The 18,615-nt window shown below is 47.1% G+C and carries 18 protein-coding genes; 10 read left to right on the forward strand and 8 right to left on the reverse strand.

The features are described from left to right. Positions 1-149: 149 nt before the first annotated feature. Positions 150-1,274, reverse strand: coding sequence for a cyclic dehypoxanthinyl futalosine synthase (gene mqnC / locus HQ865_RS05815; protein ID WP_173413984.1), 1,125 nt, complete (start codon positions 1,272-1,274; stop codon positions 150-152). Positions 1,275-1,415: 141 nt separating this feature from the next. Here mqnC and HQ865_RS05820 point away from each other — a divergent pair, with 141 nt between their 5' ends. The 3 genes from HQ865_RS05820 (at position 1,416) to HQ865_RS05830 (ending at position 4,852) form a co-directional block, all read left to right on the forward strand. Beyond that, positions 1,416-2,231, forward strand: a complete 816-nt coding sequence (locus HQ865_RS05820) for a hypothetical protein (protein ID WP_173413985.1) — start codon at positions 1,416-1,418, stop codon at positions 2,229-2,231. 83 nt (positions 2,232-2,314) lie between these two features. Continuing rightward, entirely contained in the window at positions 2,315-3,952 is a 1,638-nt protein-coding gene (locus HQ865_RS05825) for an alpha/beta hydrolase-fold protein (RefSeq protein WP_173413986.1), read from the forward strand. Between the two features lie 204 nt (positions 3,953-4,156). Further along, positions 4,157-4,852 carry a hypothetical protein gene (locus HQ865_RS05830; RefSeq protein WP_173413987.1) on the forward strand — a complete coding sequence of 232 codons (696 nt, stop codon included), beginning with the start codon at positions 4,157-4,159 and terminating at the stop codon, positions 4,850-4,852. 95 nt (positions 4,853-4,947) lie between these two features. On the opposite strand, the gene HQ865_RS05835 is transcribed toward HQ865_RS05830, so the two are convergent. From HQ865_RS05835 to HQ865_RS05845, 3 genes are read right to left on the reverse strand one after another with little or no spacing between them, the layout of a single operon-like run. Continuing rightward, entirely contained in the window at positions 4,948-5,589 is a 642-nt protein-coding gene (locus HQ865_RS05835) for a uridine kinase family protein (protein WP_173413988.1), read from the reverse strand. After that, positions 5,576-6,787: a DPBB and LysM peptidoglycan-binding domain-containing protein gene (locus tag HQ865_RS05840; protein ID WP_173413989.1), complete on the reverse strand. Its 1,212-nt coding sequence runs from the start codon at positions 6,785-6,787 to the stop codon at positions 5,576-5,578. Before HQ865_RS05840 ends, HQ865_RS05835 begins: the two co-directional genes overlap by 14 nt. Before the next feature lie 13 nt (positions 6,788-6,800). Continuing rightward, positions 6,801-7,562: a DUF4905 domain-containing protein gene (locus HQ865_RS05845; RefSeq protein WP_173413990.1), complete on the reverse strand. Its 762-nt coding sequence runs from the start codon at positions 7,560-7,562 to the stop codon at positions 6,801-6,803. A 108-nt stretch (positions 7,563-7,670) separates the two neighbouring features. Here HQ865_RS05845 and HQ865_RS05850 point away from each other — a divergent pair, with 108 nt between their 5' ends. Then, entirely contained in the window at positions 7,671-8,150 is a 480-nt protein-coding gene (locus HQ865_RS05850) for a Dps family protein (protein ID WP_173413991.1), read from the forward strand. A 166-nt stretch (positions 8,151-8,316) separates the two neighbouring features. On the opposite strand, the gene HQ865_RS05855 is transcribed toward HQ865_RS05850, so the two are convergent. After that, positions 8,317-9,813, reverse strand: coding sequence for an OmpP1/FadL family transporter (locus tag HQ865_RS05855; protein ID WP_173413992.1), 1,497 nt, complete (start codon positions 9,811-9,813; stop codon positions 8,317-8,319). Positions 9,814-9,852: 39 nt separating this feature from the next. Then, complete coding sequence (locus tag HQ865_RS05860; RefSeq protein ID WP_173413993.1) at positions 9,853-10,743, reverse strand: hypothetical protein; 891 nt, start codon at positions 10,741-10,743, stop codon at positions 9,853-9,855. A gap of 183 nt (positions 10,744-10,926) precedes the next feature. Here HQ865_RS05860 and proS point away from each other — a divergent pair, with 183 nt between their 5' ends. The 5 genes from proS (at position 10,927) to HQ865_RS05885 (ending at position 15,417) form a co-directional block, all read left to right on the forward strand. Next, entirely contained in the window at positions 10,927-12,399 is a 1,473-nt protein-coding gene (gene proS / locus HQ865_RS05865; RefSeq protein ID WP_173413994.1) for a proline--tRNA ligase, read from the forward strand. An 81-nt stretch (positions 12,400-12,480) separates the two neighbouring features. After that, the gene (locus tag HQ865_RS05870) at positions 12,481-12,849 is read left to right on the forward strand and encodes a four helix bundle protein (protein WP_173413995.1); all 369 of its coding nucleotides are present in this window, start codon (positions 12,481-12,483) and stop codon (positions 12,847-12,849) included. Between the two features lie 107 nt (positions 12,850-12,956). After that, positions 12,957-14,096 carry a cystathionine gamma-synthase gene (locus HQ865_RS05875; RefSeq protein WP_173413996.1) on the forward strand — a complete coding sequence of 380 codons (1,140 nt, stop codon included), beginning with the start codon at positions 12,957-12,959 and terminating at the stop codon, positions 14,094-14,096. Between the two features lie 38 nt (positions 14,097-14,134). Further along, a complete protein-coding gene (locus HQ865_RS05880; RefSeq protein ID WP_173413997.1) occupies positions 14,135-14,548 on the forward strand; it encodes an SMI1/KNR4 family protein in 414 nt (137 codons plus the stop codon). Between the two features lie 2 nt (positions 14,549-14,550). Then, on the forward strand, positions 14,551-15,417 hold the full coding sequence (locus tag HQ865_RS05885; RefSeq protein ID WP_173413998.1) for a TIGR02757 family protein: 867 nt from the start codon (positions 14,551-14,553) through the stop codon (positions 15,415-15,417). Here the strand turns inward: HQ865_RS05885 and HQ865_RS05890 are convergent. Beyond that, positions 15,414-15,947: a GNAT family N-acetyltransferase gene (locus tag HQ865_RS05890; RefSeq protein ID WP_173413999.1), complete on the reverse strand. Its 534-nt coding sequence runs from the start codon at positions 15,945-15,947 to the stop codon at positions 15,414-15,416. The two genes, HQ865_RS05885 and HQ865_RS05890, sit on opposite strands and share 4 nt — an antisense overlap. A 174-nt stretch (positions 15,948-16,121) precedes the next feature. Next, on the reverse strand, positions 16,122-18,134 hold the full coding sequence (gene ligA / locus HQ865_RS05895) for an NAD-dependent DNA ligase LigA (RefSeq protein ID WP_173414000.1): 2,013 nt from the start codon (positions 18,132-18,134) through the stop codon (positions 16,122-16,124). A 153-nt stretch (positions 18,135-18,287) separates the two neighbouring features. Between ligA and HQ865_RS05900 the strand changes: the two genes are divergently transcribed. Next, complete coding sequence (locus tag HQ865_RS05900; RefSeq protein WP_173414001.1) at positions 18,288-18,593, forward strand: YXWGXW repeat-containing protein; 306 nt, start codon at positions 18,288-18,290, stop codon at positions 18,591-18,593. Positions 18,594-18,615: the final 22 nt, after the last annotated feature.

Raw genomic sequence — 18,615 nt, forward strand, 5'->3', positions numbered from 1 at the left:
GTCATAGCGAGGAGCGTAGCGACGTGGCTATCCCCGGCTAATAGGTCAACAATGTAAGTCGGCCCTGCTTATCGGGGATAGCCACGCTATCGCTCGCTATGACGAGTTGGTTGCATATCTTCCCGTCTTTCCCGACTTCCGGACTATCCCTAATAATTAATCACCTGCTCCTCCAAATGCGCAGGCGTATCGCGCCAAACGTATTTTTGCGTGCGCAATTGTGGCTCGAAACCGGCCTCGCGGATAGCATTCTGTATACCCTGCGCCGTGAAGCGGTGAGGTGCGCCAGCCGCAGATACTACGTTCTCTTCGATCATGATCGAACCAAAATCATTAGCGCCTGCATGTAAGCACATTTGGGCTACCTGTTTGCCTACCGTTAGCCATGATGCCTGGATGTTTTTAATATTAGGCAGCATAATACGGCTTAGGGCTATCATGCGGATATATTCATCGCCGGTTACATTGTTAGTGATGCCGCGTACTTTACGCAACAGGGTGCCGTCATCCTGGAATGGCCACGGGATAAAGGCGATAAAACCGTAATTCCCCTCCGGTTTTTCCGACTGTACCTCGCGGATCCAAACCAAATGCTCAAAGCGCTCTTCAATGGTTTCCACATGGCCGAACATCATGGTTGCAGATGATGGCAGGTTTAATTTGTGGGCCGCGCGCATTACATCCAGCCATTCCTTGCCGCCGCATTTACCTTTGGATATCAGGCGGCGTACACGATCGTTCAGTATCTCGGCACCTGCGCCGGGGAGCGAGTCTAAGCCCGCTTCCTGCATGGCTTTCAACACATCGTAATGGCTCATGCCCTCCAGTTTAGAAACGTGGGCTATCTCCGGCGGACCTAACGAGTGCAGTTTCAGCGTTGGATATAACTCCTTTAATTCCTTAAACAGATCGGTATAAAATTTTAAGCCCAGATCGGGGTGGTGGCCGCCTTGCAATAAAAGCTGGTCGCCGCCGTAACGGAAGGTTTCCTCTATCTTTTGCTTGTAGGTTTCAATATCGGTGATATAGCTATCCTCGTGCCCCGGGCGACGGAAGAAGTTGCAGAACTTGCAGTTGGCAATGCAAACGTTGGTGGTGTTCACGTTGCGGTCAATCTGCCAGGTTACCTTGCCATGCGGTACCTGTATCTTGCGTAGCTCGTTGGCCACGTAAGCCAGTTCGGGGGTAGATGCATTGTGGTATAGATGAACGCCCTCTTCTATCGATAAAAATTCGAAGTTTAAGGCGCGTTGTAGCAGATCTGCGGTATTCATGCAGCAAAAGTACATACTATTTATATGCCTTGCGCGCCATTGTTAAATAATTGACAATTGTATGCCGCTATATTAAATTTTCGTGAAGCTTAAACCATGGCGGGTGCAAGCCGTTCAAAAGCCATATACCTTTATACAGCTATGAAAAACACCCTTATCCTATCGGCATTAGTATTGCTGCTCACATCGTGCAGCAAGTACCAGATCAACGTATTAAGCAGTAACAACATCAAAAAAGACCCGGACAATGGCAAATTCGTTACCGAGAACGACAGCGTGAAGATCACCTACAGCTTCTTCGGGCGCAACGCCCCGATAAACCTTGATGTTTATAACAAGCTGAACGAGCCGCTTTATATCGATTGGCAGCGTTCGGCCTTTATTACCGGCGATAAGGCGGTGAGCTACGCCAGCGACAAGGTGTACATCACCGGCGACGTATCGGGCACAAGCATCGGTAATAAATCGGTCAGCTACTCTTCCGGCAGTATCGACGCGGTGGCTACATTGCCAAAATCGGTCGTATTTATCCCGCCGCATACCCATGTAAATAATACTTTATTAGAAGTAACCAGCCAGTTTGTTACCTATATCCCCGATAATAAGTTTACTAAGAAGGAGATCCCGAGCCTGAGTATATCGGGTACCAGTTTGGTGAATATTGCCGAGTTTGGTACAGATCAGTCGCCGTTGAATTTCCGTAGCTACCTGAGCTTGTATGTGATGGACAACAATGTACCGAAGTATATGGCTTATGAGCATAATTTCTTCGTATCGAAGCTGATCAACACCAGCGAGGAGCCTGCGAACTTTGAGTTCTCGCAGGTAAGGCGTGGCGATTATTTCTATACCTCTAAGGCCACAGCAGGCGGGCAGGTTGCTACGGGTGTTGGTATAGCCGCCGTAGTGGTTGGCGTTGCTGCCCTGGATGCAAAACATCCCGAAACTGCTAAATAAGATCATTCAGTTAGTGGGTTATTAGCTTATGGTTCATAGACTGAATATTTCCTATATTTAGGAAACCAAACTTCCTGCCAATCATGTATAAATCCTTACTGACTATTATTTGCCTGCTTTTTCCTGTTATAGCTTTTGCCCAAACCCCGGTTGAAAATTACCCGGAAGATCCGGCATCGGTAGAGCATGCGGGTGTGCCAAGGGGCGAGATCATTAAGGTGACGTTCGAAAACTCGAAGATATACCCCGGCACCTGGCGCGAGTACAGCATTTATGTGCCGGCGCAATACGATCCTGCTAAACCAGCCTGTGTTTGGGTAAACCAGGACGGTATCCAGTTTAAAGCCCCTACGGTTTTTGATAACCTGATCAATAGTAAGGAGATGCCCGTAACCATCGGCGTGTTTGTTACACCCGGGCAGGTGCGCGCTGCTGATGAGATGACAGCACTTAACCGTTATAACCGCAGCTTTGAATACGATGGTTTAGGCGATGCCTATGCCTGCTTTATTTTGGAAGAGATACTGCCCGATGTAGAAAAACATAAAACCAAAGATGGCCGGGCTATACACCTTTCTACTCATGCTAACGACCGTGGCATTGGAGGGAGCAGCAGCGGCGCTATTGCTGCTTTTAACGCTGCCTGGGAGCGGCCCGATGCCTTTTCGCGGGTGTTTAGCTCTATCGGCACCTACACCGCCTTGCGCGGTGCCGACCGTGTCCCATCGCTGATCCGTAAATATGAAGCCAAGCCCATCCGGGTGTTTTTACAGGATGGCAGCAACGATCTGAATATCTACGCGGGCGATTGGTTTAAAGCCAACGAAATGATGGAACGCTCGCTAAAGTTTGCCGGCTACCAGGTGCAGGCTATCTATGGCGAGGGCGGGCATAACGGCAAAATGGCCACGGCCTACTTCCCGCAGGCCATGCGTTTTTTATGGAAGGATCATCCGCAACCGGTTACCACATCGCCATCCAAAAACGATATGCTGAAGGCTATTACCATCCCCGGCCAGGATTGGGAGTTGGTAAGCGACCATTTAGACTTTTTAGGAAAACTGGTAAGCAACGCCAATGGCGAAGTATTTGCCCGCAATGTGGGCTTAAACGAAGGGGCTGTCAAAATAAGTGCTGATGGCAGGGTGGAGGCAGTAGCCAAAATGCCTAAGTATGATCAGGATATCCGTATCACAGCTAAAAACAGAAGCCAATACCGCGTGGCTGCATGGTTTGGGCCATATAATAAATTAGTAGCCAAACTTCCTAATGGAAAAAGCCAGGTAGTGAAGATCAGGTTTAATCCCGGCGCTATGGCATTAACACCCGATCAATCGCAATTGTATATCGCCGATTTTGCCTCGCATTGGATTTGGTTGTACCGCCTGAACAGCGAGGGTGCCCCTGTAGATGGACAGCGCTACGGCTGGTTGTACACGCCTGATGATGCAGACGCCGCGCGCACAACGGCCATGCAATGCGATACCGCTGGGCGGGTATATGTGGCTACCAATATGGGCATACAGGTGCTGGACCAGGTAGGCCGGGTAAATGCTATCTTCCCGCTGCCAGGCCGACAGGTAGAAAGCCTGTGCTTTGGCGGGGCTAATTTTGATATGCTGTATGTGCTTTGCCGTGATAAATTATACCGCCGGAAACTGAATACTAAAGGGATAAATAGTTGGGATGCGCTTGTAAAACCTGCTAAACCGAAGCTATAACTTGCATGCCCCGGAGCAGGACTACCTGTAGAAAATGCATATGGAAGTTTAACTATTATCCCCTGCTATCGCAATGGGTAGTAGTACAATATGATCGATAACACTTCTTACCCCGGGCATGCTTTATTAAAATATAGTGGCAATTTAATTTTATTCTATATAGTTTTATGTATTCCGATAGATCAATCCAGATCTACCTTAGACATGAGACAGTTAGCGTTTTTGTTTTTTTTAATTTGTGGTGTTTTCTCAGTATCCCTTTCATGGTGCCATGCTCAAGTTAAGGTTGATTGCTGTGGTGTAAAAATGGTCATTCCTAAATTTAACGCGACATCTGTTGAATCTTCGAAGAGTGGAGGTTTCATCAGGCAGCATGTGCTCCCTTCGATAGATCGTTCAAGCGCGCAGTTAGAGATCCGTGTGAGCCATGTTCGTTACCAGCGTCCTGCGGATGCTGATATGTTGACCATTCGGTGCGAGGGAGGGAAATTTATTGTTACCCGCTATCTCATGATGCCCACTATCCAAAAAAGCCTTCCCGATTCGCAATTTCATAACCTGGGGCCTTATCGTGATGATCCCTCGTTGAACATTTTTTTGTTCAGGGAGAACATAAATGTAGACCCTGAAAAATTCGATTGGAATAACTTTTTTAAGCAGTTAATAACAAATCATTTTTTCGATCTCTGCTCTGGCCCTACAATTCAGGCGTTAGTTGCTAAGAAGTATTCCGGTATATCCCTTCAGCGGACCGGTGTGATAAATGTAGATTTAAAAGTTAAAGATCACTGTCGAAGTTTTCAGTTCGACGGTTATTACGATACCATGCAACCAGATGTAAAAGAATACAATTATTACAGAAAGGTACTTCAACTTATAGGCCAATTGCAATCATTATGATTGCGTTTATCCATTAACCTATATTACCCCTATAAACAGGTAGCCCCCTTCGGGGAGATAGTCTCATTAAGAAATTGAAACGGTATCGAAAATAGCTAACCCAATACCGTCTCCCGTAACTCGCGCGAGATCTGATCGGTGATCTCCATAATATCACCCGCAACCTGGGTGTTATTGCTGATCACTTTGGTGCAAACATCCCGGTAGGGCAGCAGATATTCTTTGTACGATGGCACTACGTGGTTATGCCATTTATACATCACATCATCGTGCGAGTAGCCGCGCTCCAGCAGGTCGCGTTTCAGGCGGCGCTGCAGGGCTACGTCTTCTTCGGCATCAATAAATACCTTCATATCCAGCAGGGCGGCAATCTCGGTAAAGTGCATAATAAACAGGCCCTCTACAATAATAATGGGGGCTGGCTTTATCTCTAATACTTTTGGAACCGCGTTCGGGTTGTTAAAGGTGTACTCGTGCTTAATAACGGTTTCGCCGTTGATCAGGCTGCTGATATCCTTAAAAAAGTGCTCACGGTCTATGGTCGATGGCAGGTCGAAGTTATATAGCTTATTTTCCTCGGGCGTCATGTTGTGGGCCACAGGGATATAGTAATCGTCCTGAGATACCAGGCACACCTCATCGGCACTAAAATGCGCGAGGAAACAATTTAAAAAGAAGGTTTTACCGGAACCGCTGCCACCGGCAACCCCGATAATGTAAGGCTTATTGTTGGTCATTTGGTACGCCGTAGCTAATATCAACACGGAAACGTTTATCAACCGCGCCGATCATATCGGCAACATTTTTGGTAACTACTACTATTACGTCTTTGTTGTTTTCGTTATCGGCAAAACGACCGGCAACCTTGGCAAACACACTGCGGCCGGTCATCAGGTTGGTGATCTTCATCACGGTACCGATAGGGGCGGTACGGTGCAATACCAGCTGCTTTTTAGGGTCGAAGCTTGGATCGTCCATCCAGGTGGCCGGGCCTTTTTCGTCCTTTAAGAACAGGCCGTAACGGTTAGCCGGGATATGGCGGTCAAGACTATCGGCAATGCCGGCGACGTTTGTGGTATCGCGTTTGGCAATCACTACATCCTGCGGTTTTGGTTTAACAGGCTCTGGTGCAGGCGGCATACCGCTGCGCACTACCAGTATCTGGTTGGGCTGCAGGTTATTATTAGGCAGTTTATTCAGCGCGATGATATCCTCTACCGATGTGCCGAAGCGCTTGGCTATGGTAAACAAGGTTTCACCTGCCGATACTTTGTATTGCTGCGTATTGCGGGTGTCAACAGGGGCATTTTGCACAGGCTGGTTTGTATTAACCTGCGTTTGTGCTACTGTTTGCTGCGGCTGGCTAACCGGTGGTTGCACCACTGGTTTGGTTTGCTGCGTAACCGGAGGGGCTTGTACGGCTGGTTTGTTTTCGGCTACGGCTTCCTTTTCAGGCGTTTTGGCAGCGGCATTCGCAACTGTCCTGATCTGCAATGTTTCTCCCGGTGTCAGTACATCCGATTTTAAGTTGTTGGTTGCTTTTATATCATCAACTGTAGTGCCGAAGCGTTTGGCTATGGAATATAATGTTTCGCCCGGCGCTACGCGGAATTGCTGCATGGTATATTTTACTTCCGGCTTTTTTTCGGCTATAGCTGGTTTCGCGGTGTTTTGGGCAAATGGCATGTCGGTTGGCACCTTCATTACCATACCCGGTTGTAACACTACGTTATTGTTAAATTGGATCACATCGCCTACTTTGGCATGATAACGCTGGCTAATACCATAATAGGTTTCTTTAGGGCCAACTTTATAAAGAATTACTTTTTTACCATTCAAATTCTCAACACCCACCGAATCGACTACGTTTTTTGCTAATATGCTGCCGGCTGACAGTAACAGGGGAAATATGATTACTAATAATTTAAACCTCATATTGTTTACTTGTTCAGTTTCCTAAGTTAATCACCATTAATTCACCTTTATTTTTCAGATAAATTAAATAGTGCTTGTGTAATACAAACGCCTCGGGCTGCAATTTTTGTATGCCGGTGTGCAATAAATCGGTAAATACCTGTTGCCCACCTTTAAAAATATACAGCGCCTGGCTTAATGTATTATTTTTTAGCGCGTGCAAAGATACAATTCTGTACCAGTTATACCACAGTTGATGTACGATATTTCCGTAAGGTTTTTCGGGAAGGGCACTCTCCATACTATCGGCACTTAGCATATCAGGCAAAACAATATCATTGGCAACATCCTGGCTAACTGACGGCTGATAGCTGCCCAATGTTGCACCGGTGGTGATATCGATAGTAAATAATTTACGTGGTTGTATGCGGGTATCAAAAACAACAGGTCCGGCGGTGCTTAGGTGATCGAATGTTAAATTGTAGTTGCTCCACAGCGCTTGCCCGGTTTGCGCATCGATTGCGATGATGGCTTTATGCGTAGGGCTGCCCGGCGACGCGTAATGGTGCAATAGCAAAACGCCGTTGTATGCCGCTTCCATGCCGGTTAGCCAGCGTTCGCCGGTTGTCAGTCCTGAAAAATTTACCTTGCCCGATGACAAACTGACCGATGTAAAACCGACCTGCTTTTCGCCTTCGTTACGCACTTCGGCAAAAAGCGTATCCGTCAGTGGGTCAATCTCCATGCGCCATACTATGCCGGCGGTTTGATGCGAAATATGAGGCGTTAAAATCATTTTAATTTACAAATATGGTATATTTAGACTGAAGTATGACAGTGCGCACCGAACATAGCACGGTTATTGAGTGTTTACCGGCATATCACATACATCAACATAAATACTATGAACGCAAAAGAAATCAGCCTGACAGAGAAAAAAGTAAAACCTGTTGTAGATCACCTGAACGATCTGCTGGCCAACTATCACATCCATTACCAAAAATTACGCGGCTGCCATTGGAATGTTAAGGGCAAAAGCTTCTTTACCCTGCACCTTAAGTTTGAAGAATTGTACACCGCCGCCCTGACCACCATCGACGAACTGGCCGAACGCATACTGACCTTAGGCAAGGCCCCATACAGTACCTTCGACGATTACATTAAAACATCTACGCTGAAGGAAGTTGACACCATCGGCATGAAGGATACCCACATGGTAAAGGCCCTGGTTACCGATATGGCCACCCTGATAGAAATGGAACGCGAGCTACTGGAAATTACCGCCGATGCCGGGGATGACGGCACCAACGATATGATCAACCGCTTTATGCAGTTTAAGGAAAAGAACACCTGGATGCTGCGCTCGTTTATTGATGAGGATTGAGATCAAAGTCCGAAAGTCGGAAAGACCGAAAGTCCGGAAGGTGCATGCCTCGATATGCTTCAATGACATATCGTAATAAAAGCAAAAAAGCGGTGGCATGCCACCGCTTTTTTGCTTTTATGTATCTTCCGGACTTTCAGTCTTTTCCGACTTTCGGACTGGTTCGTTAGAACCTGAATCCCACCGTTACATAAACGTTATCGTTAGTTTTATTTAACAGGGCCGATGGGCTGCCGGTGCCAATTTCGTAAGGGAAAACATTTTGGTTACCGGTAATATGGCTGTAGGTAAAATCGATATAGTAATCGCTGTTACGATAGCCGATACCGCCGCTGGTAGTATTGATATTGCTGCCGTTGTTTTTAAGCGGGGTGCCTTGTATGCCGTAACCGCCGCGCAGAAACACTGAACTGCTTAACCTTGCTTCGGCGCCGAAGTGCGCATTAACTGCCGATTGGTAAAGCGTTTTGATATCATTATTATCACCACTTGAACTATAGTCGCCGCTTAGGCTGGCTGATGAATAATCAACATATTCCACATCGCCGGTAATAAAACCGTACTGCTTAAAGAAGATGGCCATACCGCCCGCCGCCCTGAATGGGGTAGACAGTTTGTAGCTGAACGGGTAATTGGCAGGTCCGCCTTGGGGGGCGTTGTTGTTATTCAGTTTAGTGCGCAGGTTCTCGTTATAATTATCATCAATGTTGTACCAGGTAGGGGTGGTGATCACAGCGCCTAAACGCAGCATATCGGTAGGTTTAAATATAAAGCCGGCCTTTAAATTAAACCCGGTCCCCTTGGTTTGCTGATCCTGGCTATAGGTGGTAGTGTAGGGTTGATTGGCAGTTACAATAGGAGGGCCAACAGCAGTAATTACAGATGCAATGCCGCTTTCGGTAAAAGTGGTGTTGGTGTTATAACGTAAATTAGTGATACCGATGCCAAAGCCAGCGTAAAACTGGTTGCTGTAATTAGCGCCCATGGATAAACTTAGCTCCGATTGTCCGCCGGTGCGTATAGCGCTGCTTTGCTGCGCGAAGCCGTTGGGGTTGATATTGCTTGCCGTAGCGTTTGATTTATAAGTGCTCCCGGTACCGGCCGCGTACGAGTCGATCAGGTTTTGTTGATACGCCCAGTCGCCTAACGATCCACTGGCCAGGCCGTTGCTATTGGCATCTTTTGCAAAATAGTCGGTAACACTGTTGGTTTTATTGGTGCCGCCGTAGTTGATATCCTCGTAATAGTTATTGGTGCGGTTATAGGATATACCAAAGTTAAGGCTTAGCCAGCCCTTGGTTTTATCGGCGCCCTTCGGCGTGTTCAGGCGCGAATAGAATACGGCAGCCACATTGTTAAAATTGATACTGCTTTTAGAGGTATTGCTTTCCTGTCCCTGGTAGGTGGCCTTAACCTTCGAGCCGTCGAACTCGGGGGTGAAACTAAACTCCGACCGGGTGAAAAAACCGATACCTGCCGGGTTACCGCCTATCGAACTTAGGTCGCCACCGATGGCTGTACCGGCATTGCCGATAGCCTTAATGCGTGATGTAGAGCCTGTTTGAAAGGTAGAATACCTGATGGCATCCTGCGAATATTGGGCAAACCCCATCCTGGCGGCCCCTACTATAAGGGCTGCTGTTAGTAAATATTTAGGTTTCATAGATATGCTGAAAATGCGCGATAAATAATTGGTGATTGACTATGGCCTTACCGGACGGGCACCGCCGCCGCCTCCACCGCCTGATGAACTGCTGCTGCCACCACCGCTGTTACCCGAGCTTGATGGCGGAGGTGAATAAGTTTGTGTTTGCTGCGGTGTATAAACAGGGCGCGTATTTTGCGTTTGCGTATTGCTATCGCCACCGCGCACCGGCCTGCTGCCATTATTTGTATAAGCGCCATTGCTGTTTACAGCCTGGCGGCCATTGCCATTAACGGTAGGACGGCCCGGGTAGTTTGAGTTCATTGGATAGTTGCCGTTGTAACCGATATTGCCTGTAGAACGGTTAACCATGGCATTGCCTGGCGAGCCTGAACCACGATATGGCCTTGCTACGTTTCTGCTGGCCGAATAGGTGCCCCAGAAACCACCGCCACCGCCGTAACCATAACCGGTGCCAAAGTAGTTGTAACCATAGTATGGATTATAGCCGTAACCATAGTAACCACCATAACCAAACGGCGAATAAAACGGATTGTAGCCATAATAACCGCCATAGTAGCCGTAGCCCAGGCCAAAGCCTAAACCTAAATTCCAGCTGCTGTAGGGGCTGTAGTATGAGTAGGGGGAGTATCCGTAATAAATATCGTTGTAATAGCTAAACGGCGAGAAGTAGCCAAAACGGTTAATGCGCGATGCATAGCTATCGTAAAAATAGTAATCGTCGTCGTTATAGTTATTGTAGCGGTTTTGCTGTGTGGTAACGGGCTGGGTCGACGCCACGTATTGAACCTCATCACCGGCTTTAGCGTTCGAAAAGTAAACGTCGTCATCCTTGTCCTTTAGGTTGGATGCGAGTTGTGTGGTAGAGCAGGAACCCAGGGCTAACGCACTGATCAGTATCATTCCTTTTATAATGTTCCGTTTCATTGTTGATTTGTGATTTTAATAATCTTTAAATTTATAAATTTGGCCGCTATAGTACGTAATACAAAAGTAAAAATTAAATAGGTTAATCAGGTTGAATTGGGTGGGGTATTTATAATTAAGACACCGCTCGCTGATAAAGGTTTAACACTATCTTAACAAAAATAAAAAAATAATAAAGCTGAAATGAGTAAAGGCATCGTAAGTAAAGAAGAAGACTATTCTGCATGGTATAACGACCTGGTTATCAAGGCCGATCTGGCCGAATACGCGCCGGTGAAAGGTTGTATGATCATTAAGCCTTATGGATATTCCATTTGGGAAAAAATGCAGGCCGTATTAGATGGCATGTTTAAGGAAACCGGCCACGTGAATGCCTATTTCCCGTTGTTTATCCCCAAATCATTCTTCAGTAAAGAGGCCAGCCACGTTGATGGTTTTGCCAAGGAGTGCGCGGTTGTGACCCATTACCGCCTTAAAAATGACGGCAACGGCAATATTATTGTTGATGAGGAAGCCAAGCTGGAGGAGGAACTGATCGTTCGTCCGACATCTGAAACCATTATTTGGAATACCTATAAGGGCTGGATCCAATCGTACCGCGACCTGCCGATACTTTGTAACCAATGGGCCAACGTGGTGCGCTGGGAAATGCGTACCCGTATGTTTTTACGCACCACCGAGTTTTTATGGCAAGAGGGGCACACCGCCCACGCTACCGCTGAAGAAGCCATTGCCGAAACCGAGCAAATGCTTGAGGTATATGCCGATTTTGCCGAAAACTGGCTGGCACTACCGGTAGTAAAAGGCCGCAAAACTCCTAACGAACGCTTCGCCGGCGCGCTGGATACCTATTGCATCGAAGCGCTGATGCAAGACGGTAAGGCCCTGCAGGCCGGTACATCACACTTTTTGGGCCAGAACTTCGCTAAGGCCTTTGATGTGAAGTTCACCAATAAGGAAAACGTGCAGGATTTTGTTTGGGCTACTTCATGGGGCGTATCCACCCGTATGATCGGCGCGCTGATCATGGCGCACTCTGATGATGCCGGTTTAGTGCTTCCACCAAAACTGGCCCCTATACAGGTAGTTGTAGTGCCGATCTACAAGCACCAGGAAGAGCTGGATAACATCAGCGAGTATGTAAAAAGCCTGAGCAAGGAGTTAAAAGCCAAAGGTATTTCTGTTAAGTTTGATAACCGCGACACTCATCGTCCGGGCGCTAAGTTTGCCGAGTACGAGTTAAAGGGCGTTCCACTGCGTGTGGCCATCGGCAGTCGGGATATGCAGAACGGAACGGTAGAACTGGCCCGTCGCGATACCAAAACCAAGGAGACCACCGCGCAGGAAGGCTTGGCTGATACCATCGAACGCTTACTGGAAGAGATCCAGCAGAATATCTACCAAAAGGCATTAAACTTCCGTGTAGAGAATACTACCGAGGTAGATACTTACGATGATTTTAAGCGTATCCTCGACGAGAAGCCAGGCTTCGTATCAGCCCATTGGGACGGCACGCCGGAAACCGAGCAAAAAATAAAAGATGAAACTAAGGCAACAATCCGTTGCATACCTTTGAACAACAAGCAGGAAGAAGGTAAGTGTATATTGACAGGTAAGCCAAGTACACAACGCGTCCTTTTTGCAAGAGCATATTAAGCTTTTAGTTGATTAGGTTGATTGAGTTCGATTTAGTGAATAGTTAGTTCTTAGAAATAGCAATTAAATACATCACACGCAATGGCCTCATTTACTGAACTTGAAGCATGGAAGCAATCGAGAAAGATAAGAAACTGGATAACCGAATTAGCTAAAACTTTCCCGGCTGAAGAAAAGTATAGATTAACAGATCAGATTATCCGATCATCCCGGTCTATCGGTAATAATATTGCTGAGGGACATGGACGGTTTCATTATCAGGATAATATCCGCTTTTGTATACTTGCTCGTGGCTCATTGTCTGAAACACTTGATCATATGATAATTGCATTTGATGATAAGCTTATTTCAGAAGCAACCTTACAACTGTTTAAAGTAGATCACGATAATTGTTTAAAGATACTTAACGGTTATATTCAATATTTAAAGAAGAAGAAATCGGAAGATTAGTTGATAAGTGAGCAGTTGATTAGGTAGAATCGGGTTAACATTAACTTAGCCATACCAATTAACTTGTTTCAACTCAATCAACTTAATCCAACTTAATCAACTAAAAGATGAAATTCGCAACCAAAGCAATCCACGCCGGACAAGAGCCCGACCCTACAACAGGGGCGGTAATGACACCTATATATCAAACATCAACCTACTGGCAGCGCGAGCCGGGGGATAATAAGGGCTACGAGTACTCGCGTGGCACTAACCCCACCCGCAAGGCGCTGGAGGATTGTTTGGCAGCCTTGGAAAACGCTAAGTATGGATTGGCTTTTTCCAGCGGCATGGGCGCTACCGATGCCGTGATGAAGCTGCTGGCCCCCGGCGATGAGGTGATTACCGGTAACGACCTGTACGGCGGCTCGTACCGTATCTTTACCAAGATCTATGCTAACTACGGCATCAAGTTTCATTTCCTCGATCTGTCCAACCCGGAGATCATCCGCCAATACACTAACGAGAAAACCAAACTGGTTTGGATAGAAACCCCAACCAACCCAACCATGCAGGTGGTGGATATCGAAGCGATAGCCAAAATATCTAAGGAGAAAAACCTGATGCTGGTGGTAGATAATACCTTCGCCTCGCCATACCTGCAAAACCCGATGGACCTGGGTGCAACCATTGTGATGCACTCGGTAACCAAATATATTGGCGGCCACAGCGATGTGGTAATGGGAGCCCTGATGATGAACGATGAAGACTTGTACAAACGCCTTTGGTTCATCTACAACGCCTGCGGTGCTACGCCCGGACCAATGGACAGCTTCCTGGTGTTGCGCGGTATCAAAACCCTGCACCTGCGCATGAAGGCCCATTGCGAGAACGGCCGCATCATTGCCGAATTTTTAAAAACACACCCAAGGGTTGATAAGATCTACTGGCCGGGTTTTACCGATCATCCTAACCACGAGATAGCCAAAAAGCAGATGCGCGATTTCGGCGGGATGATTTCCATCACCTTGAAAGGTGCCGACCTGAAGGAAACCTTCCGCGTTGCCGGTTCATTTAAAGTATTCACACTGGCCGAATCATTAGGCGGTGTGGAATCGCTGATGAACCACCCCGTAAGCATGACCCACGGATCCATCCCCAAAGAGGTGCGCGAAGCCGTAGGTGTAACCGATAACCTGCTACGCCTGAGCGTAGGGGTAGAGGATGTAGAAGATCTGCTGGATGATTTAAAGCAAGCGCTAAGTTAAACCCCCTGGCCCCCTAAAGGGGGAATAGAAACTGAAGCATGGAAAACTGGATCCAGAATGTTTTATCAAAATGGCAGTCGGAGGGTGTAAAATTAAATCCTCCGGCCTCTGGTGCTGAAATAGAAAATGTTGAAACCATTTTGAATTTCAAGTTTCCGCAAGATTTTAAAGAGTTCTATTTACAGGCCAATGGTTTTGCTGATCTAGATTGGCAGGAACATATGTTCACTTTTTGGCCTCTGGATATGATAGTTGAAGAGTTTGAAAGCCATTATTCAGATAAGGATTTTATAGGGTTTTCCGATTTCCTTTTAGCTAGCCATATGATCGGTTTTAGCAGAAAAAAGCCAGGCATTTTTAAATCGTATGATAGCCTTGATGGCGAACCTATAGCTGAGAGGTTTGACGTGATAATAGAGATGATAAATTCAAATAACGACCGTATCTATTAATTATGCCTAAAAAAGCCGGCATAGAACTCCCCCTTCAGGGGGCAGGGGGGCTTAATCTCAAAGCCTTTCTCGACGCTAAAGTTGCCCAATACAACCAGCCTGATTTTATTAAGAACGATCCGGTAAGCATCCCGCATCTATTCACCCAAAAGCAGGATATCGAGATCATGGGCTTTTGGGCAGCTACACTGGCCTGGGGGCAGCGGGTTACCATCATTAATAAATGTAAGGAATTGATAGCCCTGATGGATGGTGCCCCTTACGATTTCATCATGAATCACCAGGAGCCTGATCTTAAAAAACTCCTGAAATTCAAGCACCGGACTTTTAACGATATTGATACGCTGTATTTTATCGCGTTCTTCAGATATCATTATGAGCACTTCGAGAGTTTGGAGGATGCATTTATTCCTAACCAGACCGTCATCCAGAGCGATAGCGAAGGATCCCTGACAAGAATGTCAGTAATACAGGCACAAACTAATACTGCGGTAGAAGCTGCGCTTAATCATTTTCGCCAATATTTTTTTAGTTTACCAGACTACCCACACCGCACCAAAAAACACGTATCATCGCCATCGCAAAAGTCAACTTGCAAGCGCCTTAACATGTTCCTGCGCTGGATGGTACGCAAGGATAACCACGGCGTCGATTTTGGCATCTGGAATCAAATTAAACCCGCCGACCTCATTATGCCCTGCGACCTGCACGTGGACCGTGTTGCCCGCAAACTCAACCTCATCAGTCGCAAACAAACCGACTGGCAAACCGCCGTTGAACTAACCGAACGCCTGAAGAAATTCGACCCGACAGACCCTGTAAAATATGATTTCGCGTTATTTGGTTTGGGGATAGAAGAGAAATTTTAAGCAGATATGTCTTTACGCATTTTTACGATGCCCAATGTTTCGCCATCAGGCATCGGCGCGTCAACACGCTTTAGGGCAATGTACCCCATTGCTTCATATAAAGGTACACCGGGTAAGGTAGCACCCAGTTCAAAGTTCTTAAAACCGGCGGCAATTGCGGCGTCCTCGCATACCTGCATCATTTTGCGGCCAATACCTTGCCGGGCATAATTAGGGTGAACAAAGAATGCCCGGATACGGGCTGCATCGGTAGCGGGATCAAGCAGCGGATCTTCCTTTTCCTTATATTGATTGCCGCCGTATAGTGTGTTCCGTTTACTCCAGCCACCGCAGGCTACAGGAATGCCGTCCTTTTCCAATACATAATAGGTGCCATCGGTAATTAACTGGCTATCCACCCCGAAAATGTATTTTATGGCGCTTTCAATTTGGTTAAGCGTATAATATTGAGTGCTTAAACCCCGAACGGATAGCGCGATGAGTTTTTGCAGTTCGGGGATATCATTGAAAGTGGCTAAGCGGAATTGCATGGGTAAGATACGTTTATTTTGTTTACGTCATTGCGAAGTATTTCCCCTATCTACGTCATGTTGAGCGATAGCGAAACATCCCCGGGTAATAGATGTGTATTGTATGACCGTTCTGCTAATTTGGGATGTTTCGCTATCGCTCGCAATGACGTGGTGTAGAAACGCGGGGGCGATTTATCCGATCATCTCCATCAACTCCTGATCGCTAATAATAGGGATATTCAGTTTAGTGGCTTTCTCCAGCTTCGCCGGCCCCATATTATCACCAGCTACCAGGTAGTTCAGTTTAGCCGATATGCTGCCCAATATCTTACCGCCGTTGGCTTCAATAATATCCTTCAACTCATCGCGCGACATTTCGAACGTGCCCGATATGATGAAGCTTTTGCCCGCCAGTTTATCGCTGGCCAGTTCAACAGGTTTATCATCGGCAACCAATTGCAGGCCATGGGCGCGCAGTTTTTCTATCTGCTCACGGTGCTGCGGGTCGGCAAAGTATTCGATCAGGCTTTGGGCAATGCGTTCGCCTATTTCATCGGTAGTGGTCAGTTCTTCAAGTGATGCGGCCATCAAATTATCGATGGTTTTAAAATGCGCTACCAGTTTTTTAGCTACGGTTTCGCCTACGTATCGGATCCCCAAACCGAAAAGCACCTTCTCAAAAGGCATCTGCTTGGATTTTTCAATACCATCCAGCATGTTATTGATGGATTGCTCGCCGAAGCGGTCCATCTGCTTTAATTCGTCCGCACGTTTATATAGGTCGTACAGATCGGCAATGTGGCCGATGAAGCCTTTTGTATATAAAGTATTAATGGTCTCATCGCCAAGCCCATCAATGTTCATGGCTTTGCGACCGATAAAGTGCTGCATCTTCCCGGTGATCTGCGGGGCGCAGCCCTCATCATTAGGGCAGTACGAGGCCGCTTCGCCCTCTTTACGCTCAAGCAATGTGCCGCAAACCGGGCAATGTGTTACATATTGTATAGGCGCAGCGCCAGGTTGGCGCTTATCCAAATTAACGCTGATGATCTTCGGGATAATTTCGCCGCCCTTCTCTACATACACGGTATCATGCTCGTGCAGTTTCAGGCGTTCGGTTATCTCATCGGCATTGTGCAGGGTAGCGCGTTTAACGGTGGTGCCGGCCAGTAACACCGGTTTTAAGTTGGCCACAGGCGTAACTGCCCCGGTGCGACCAACCTGGTAGGTCACCGCCAGTAATTCAGTCTCTACCCGTTCGGCTTTAAATTTATAGGATATAGCCCAGCGCGGCGATTTGGCTGTGAATCCCAATTCCTGCTGCTGGCTGTAGTTGTTTACCTTGATCACAATGCCGTCAATATCGTAGCTCAGGCCGTAACGGTCCTTATCCCAGCGGGCAATAAACTCCAGCACCTCGTCAAGGTTTTTGCAAAGCTTGTTATGGTCGTTCACATGGAAACCCCAGTCCTTAACTGCCTGCAGGCTTTCCCAGTGTGTTTTAAATACCTGCTTTTCGGTATACAGAAAGTAGAGAAAGCAATCCAGTGGGCGTTTGGCTACCTCGGTACTGTCCTGCAGTTTTACCGTGCCCGACGCAAAATTGCGCGGGTTGGCATAAGGTACTTCGCCGTTCTCTACGCGTTCGTTATTCAGCCGCTCAAAGGCCTTCAGGTGCATAAATACCTCACCCCGGATCTCAAACTCGTCGGGGTAATTGCCGGGTTTCAGCTTTTTAGGCACGCTGTGTATTGTGCGGACGTTGGCCGTTACGTCATCACCCTGAACACCATCGCCACGGGTAACGGCGCGCAGTAATTCGCCATTGTGATAGGTAAGGCTCATGCTCAGGCCATCAAACTTCAATTCGCACACGTATTCAAAATTATCGCCAATGGCCTTGCGGATGCGCTGATCAAAATCGGTCAGCTCCTGTGTGTTGTAGGTATTGCCCAGCGACAGCATTGGCCAGCGATGGCGCACCGTCTGGAACTCCTTGGTGATATCGCCGCCCACCTTTTGCGTAGGCGAATCTGGCGATAAAAACTCGGGGAATTGCTGCTCTAAACCGGCAAGTTCTTCTAATTTTTTATCAAATTCAAAGTCGGATATAACGGGCATGGCCAGCACATAGTAGTTATAAGTGTGCTGTCTTAACTCGGCCGATAATTCTTCAATACGTTTTTGGGCTTCAACTGGCGACATAGGAGCGAAGATAATAATTGTTCATAGTTGATGGTTCATAGTTCATTGTAAAAATCTGTGAAATCATTCCTGATCTATGAAATCACTAATAAAAATATTTTAAACCGTTCGGCATTTCCTTTGTCATATACTTAAACAAATTAAAAACATACTATGAAAACCGTTTGGAAAAGTTTAATGGTAGCAGCTGCATTAACAGCCGCCGTTAATGTGAGCGAAGCACAGATAGTAATAAGGGCGCGCTTAGGCCGCCCTGTAAATAGAGTAGTTGTACGCCGCCCGCCGGCACCATCGCCGGCACACGTTTGGGTTGATGAAGACTGGCGCCCAAGCGGTCGTACTTATGCCTGGCATGGTGGCTATTGGGCCGCTCCGCCACGCCCGCATGCCGTATGGGTTCCGGGCCATTGGGATCACCGCCGTCATGGTTATGTGTGGGTACAAGGGTATTGGAGATAATTTTTTAAAGTTCATGGTTCAT

This window comes from Mucilaginibacter mali (genome assembly GCF_013283875.1).
GTDB classification, from domain to species: Bacteria; Bacteroidota; Bacteroidia; order Sphingobacteriales; family Sphingobacteriaceae; genus Mucilaginibacter; species Mucilaginibacter mali.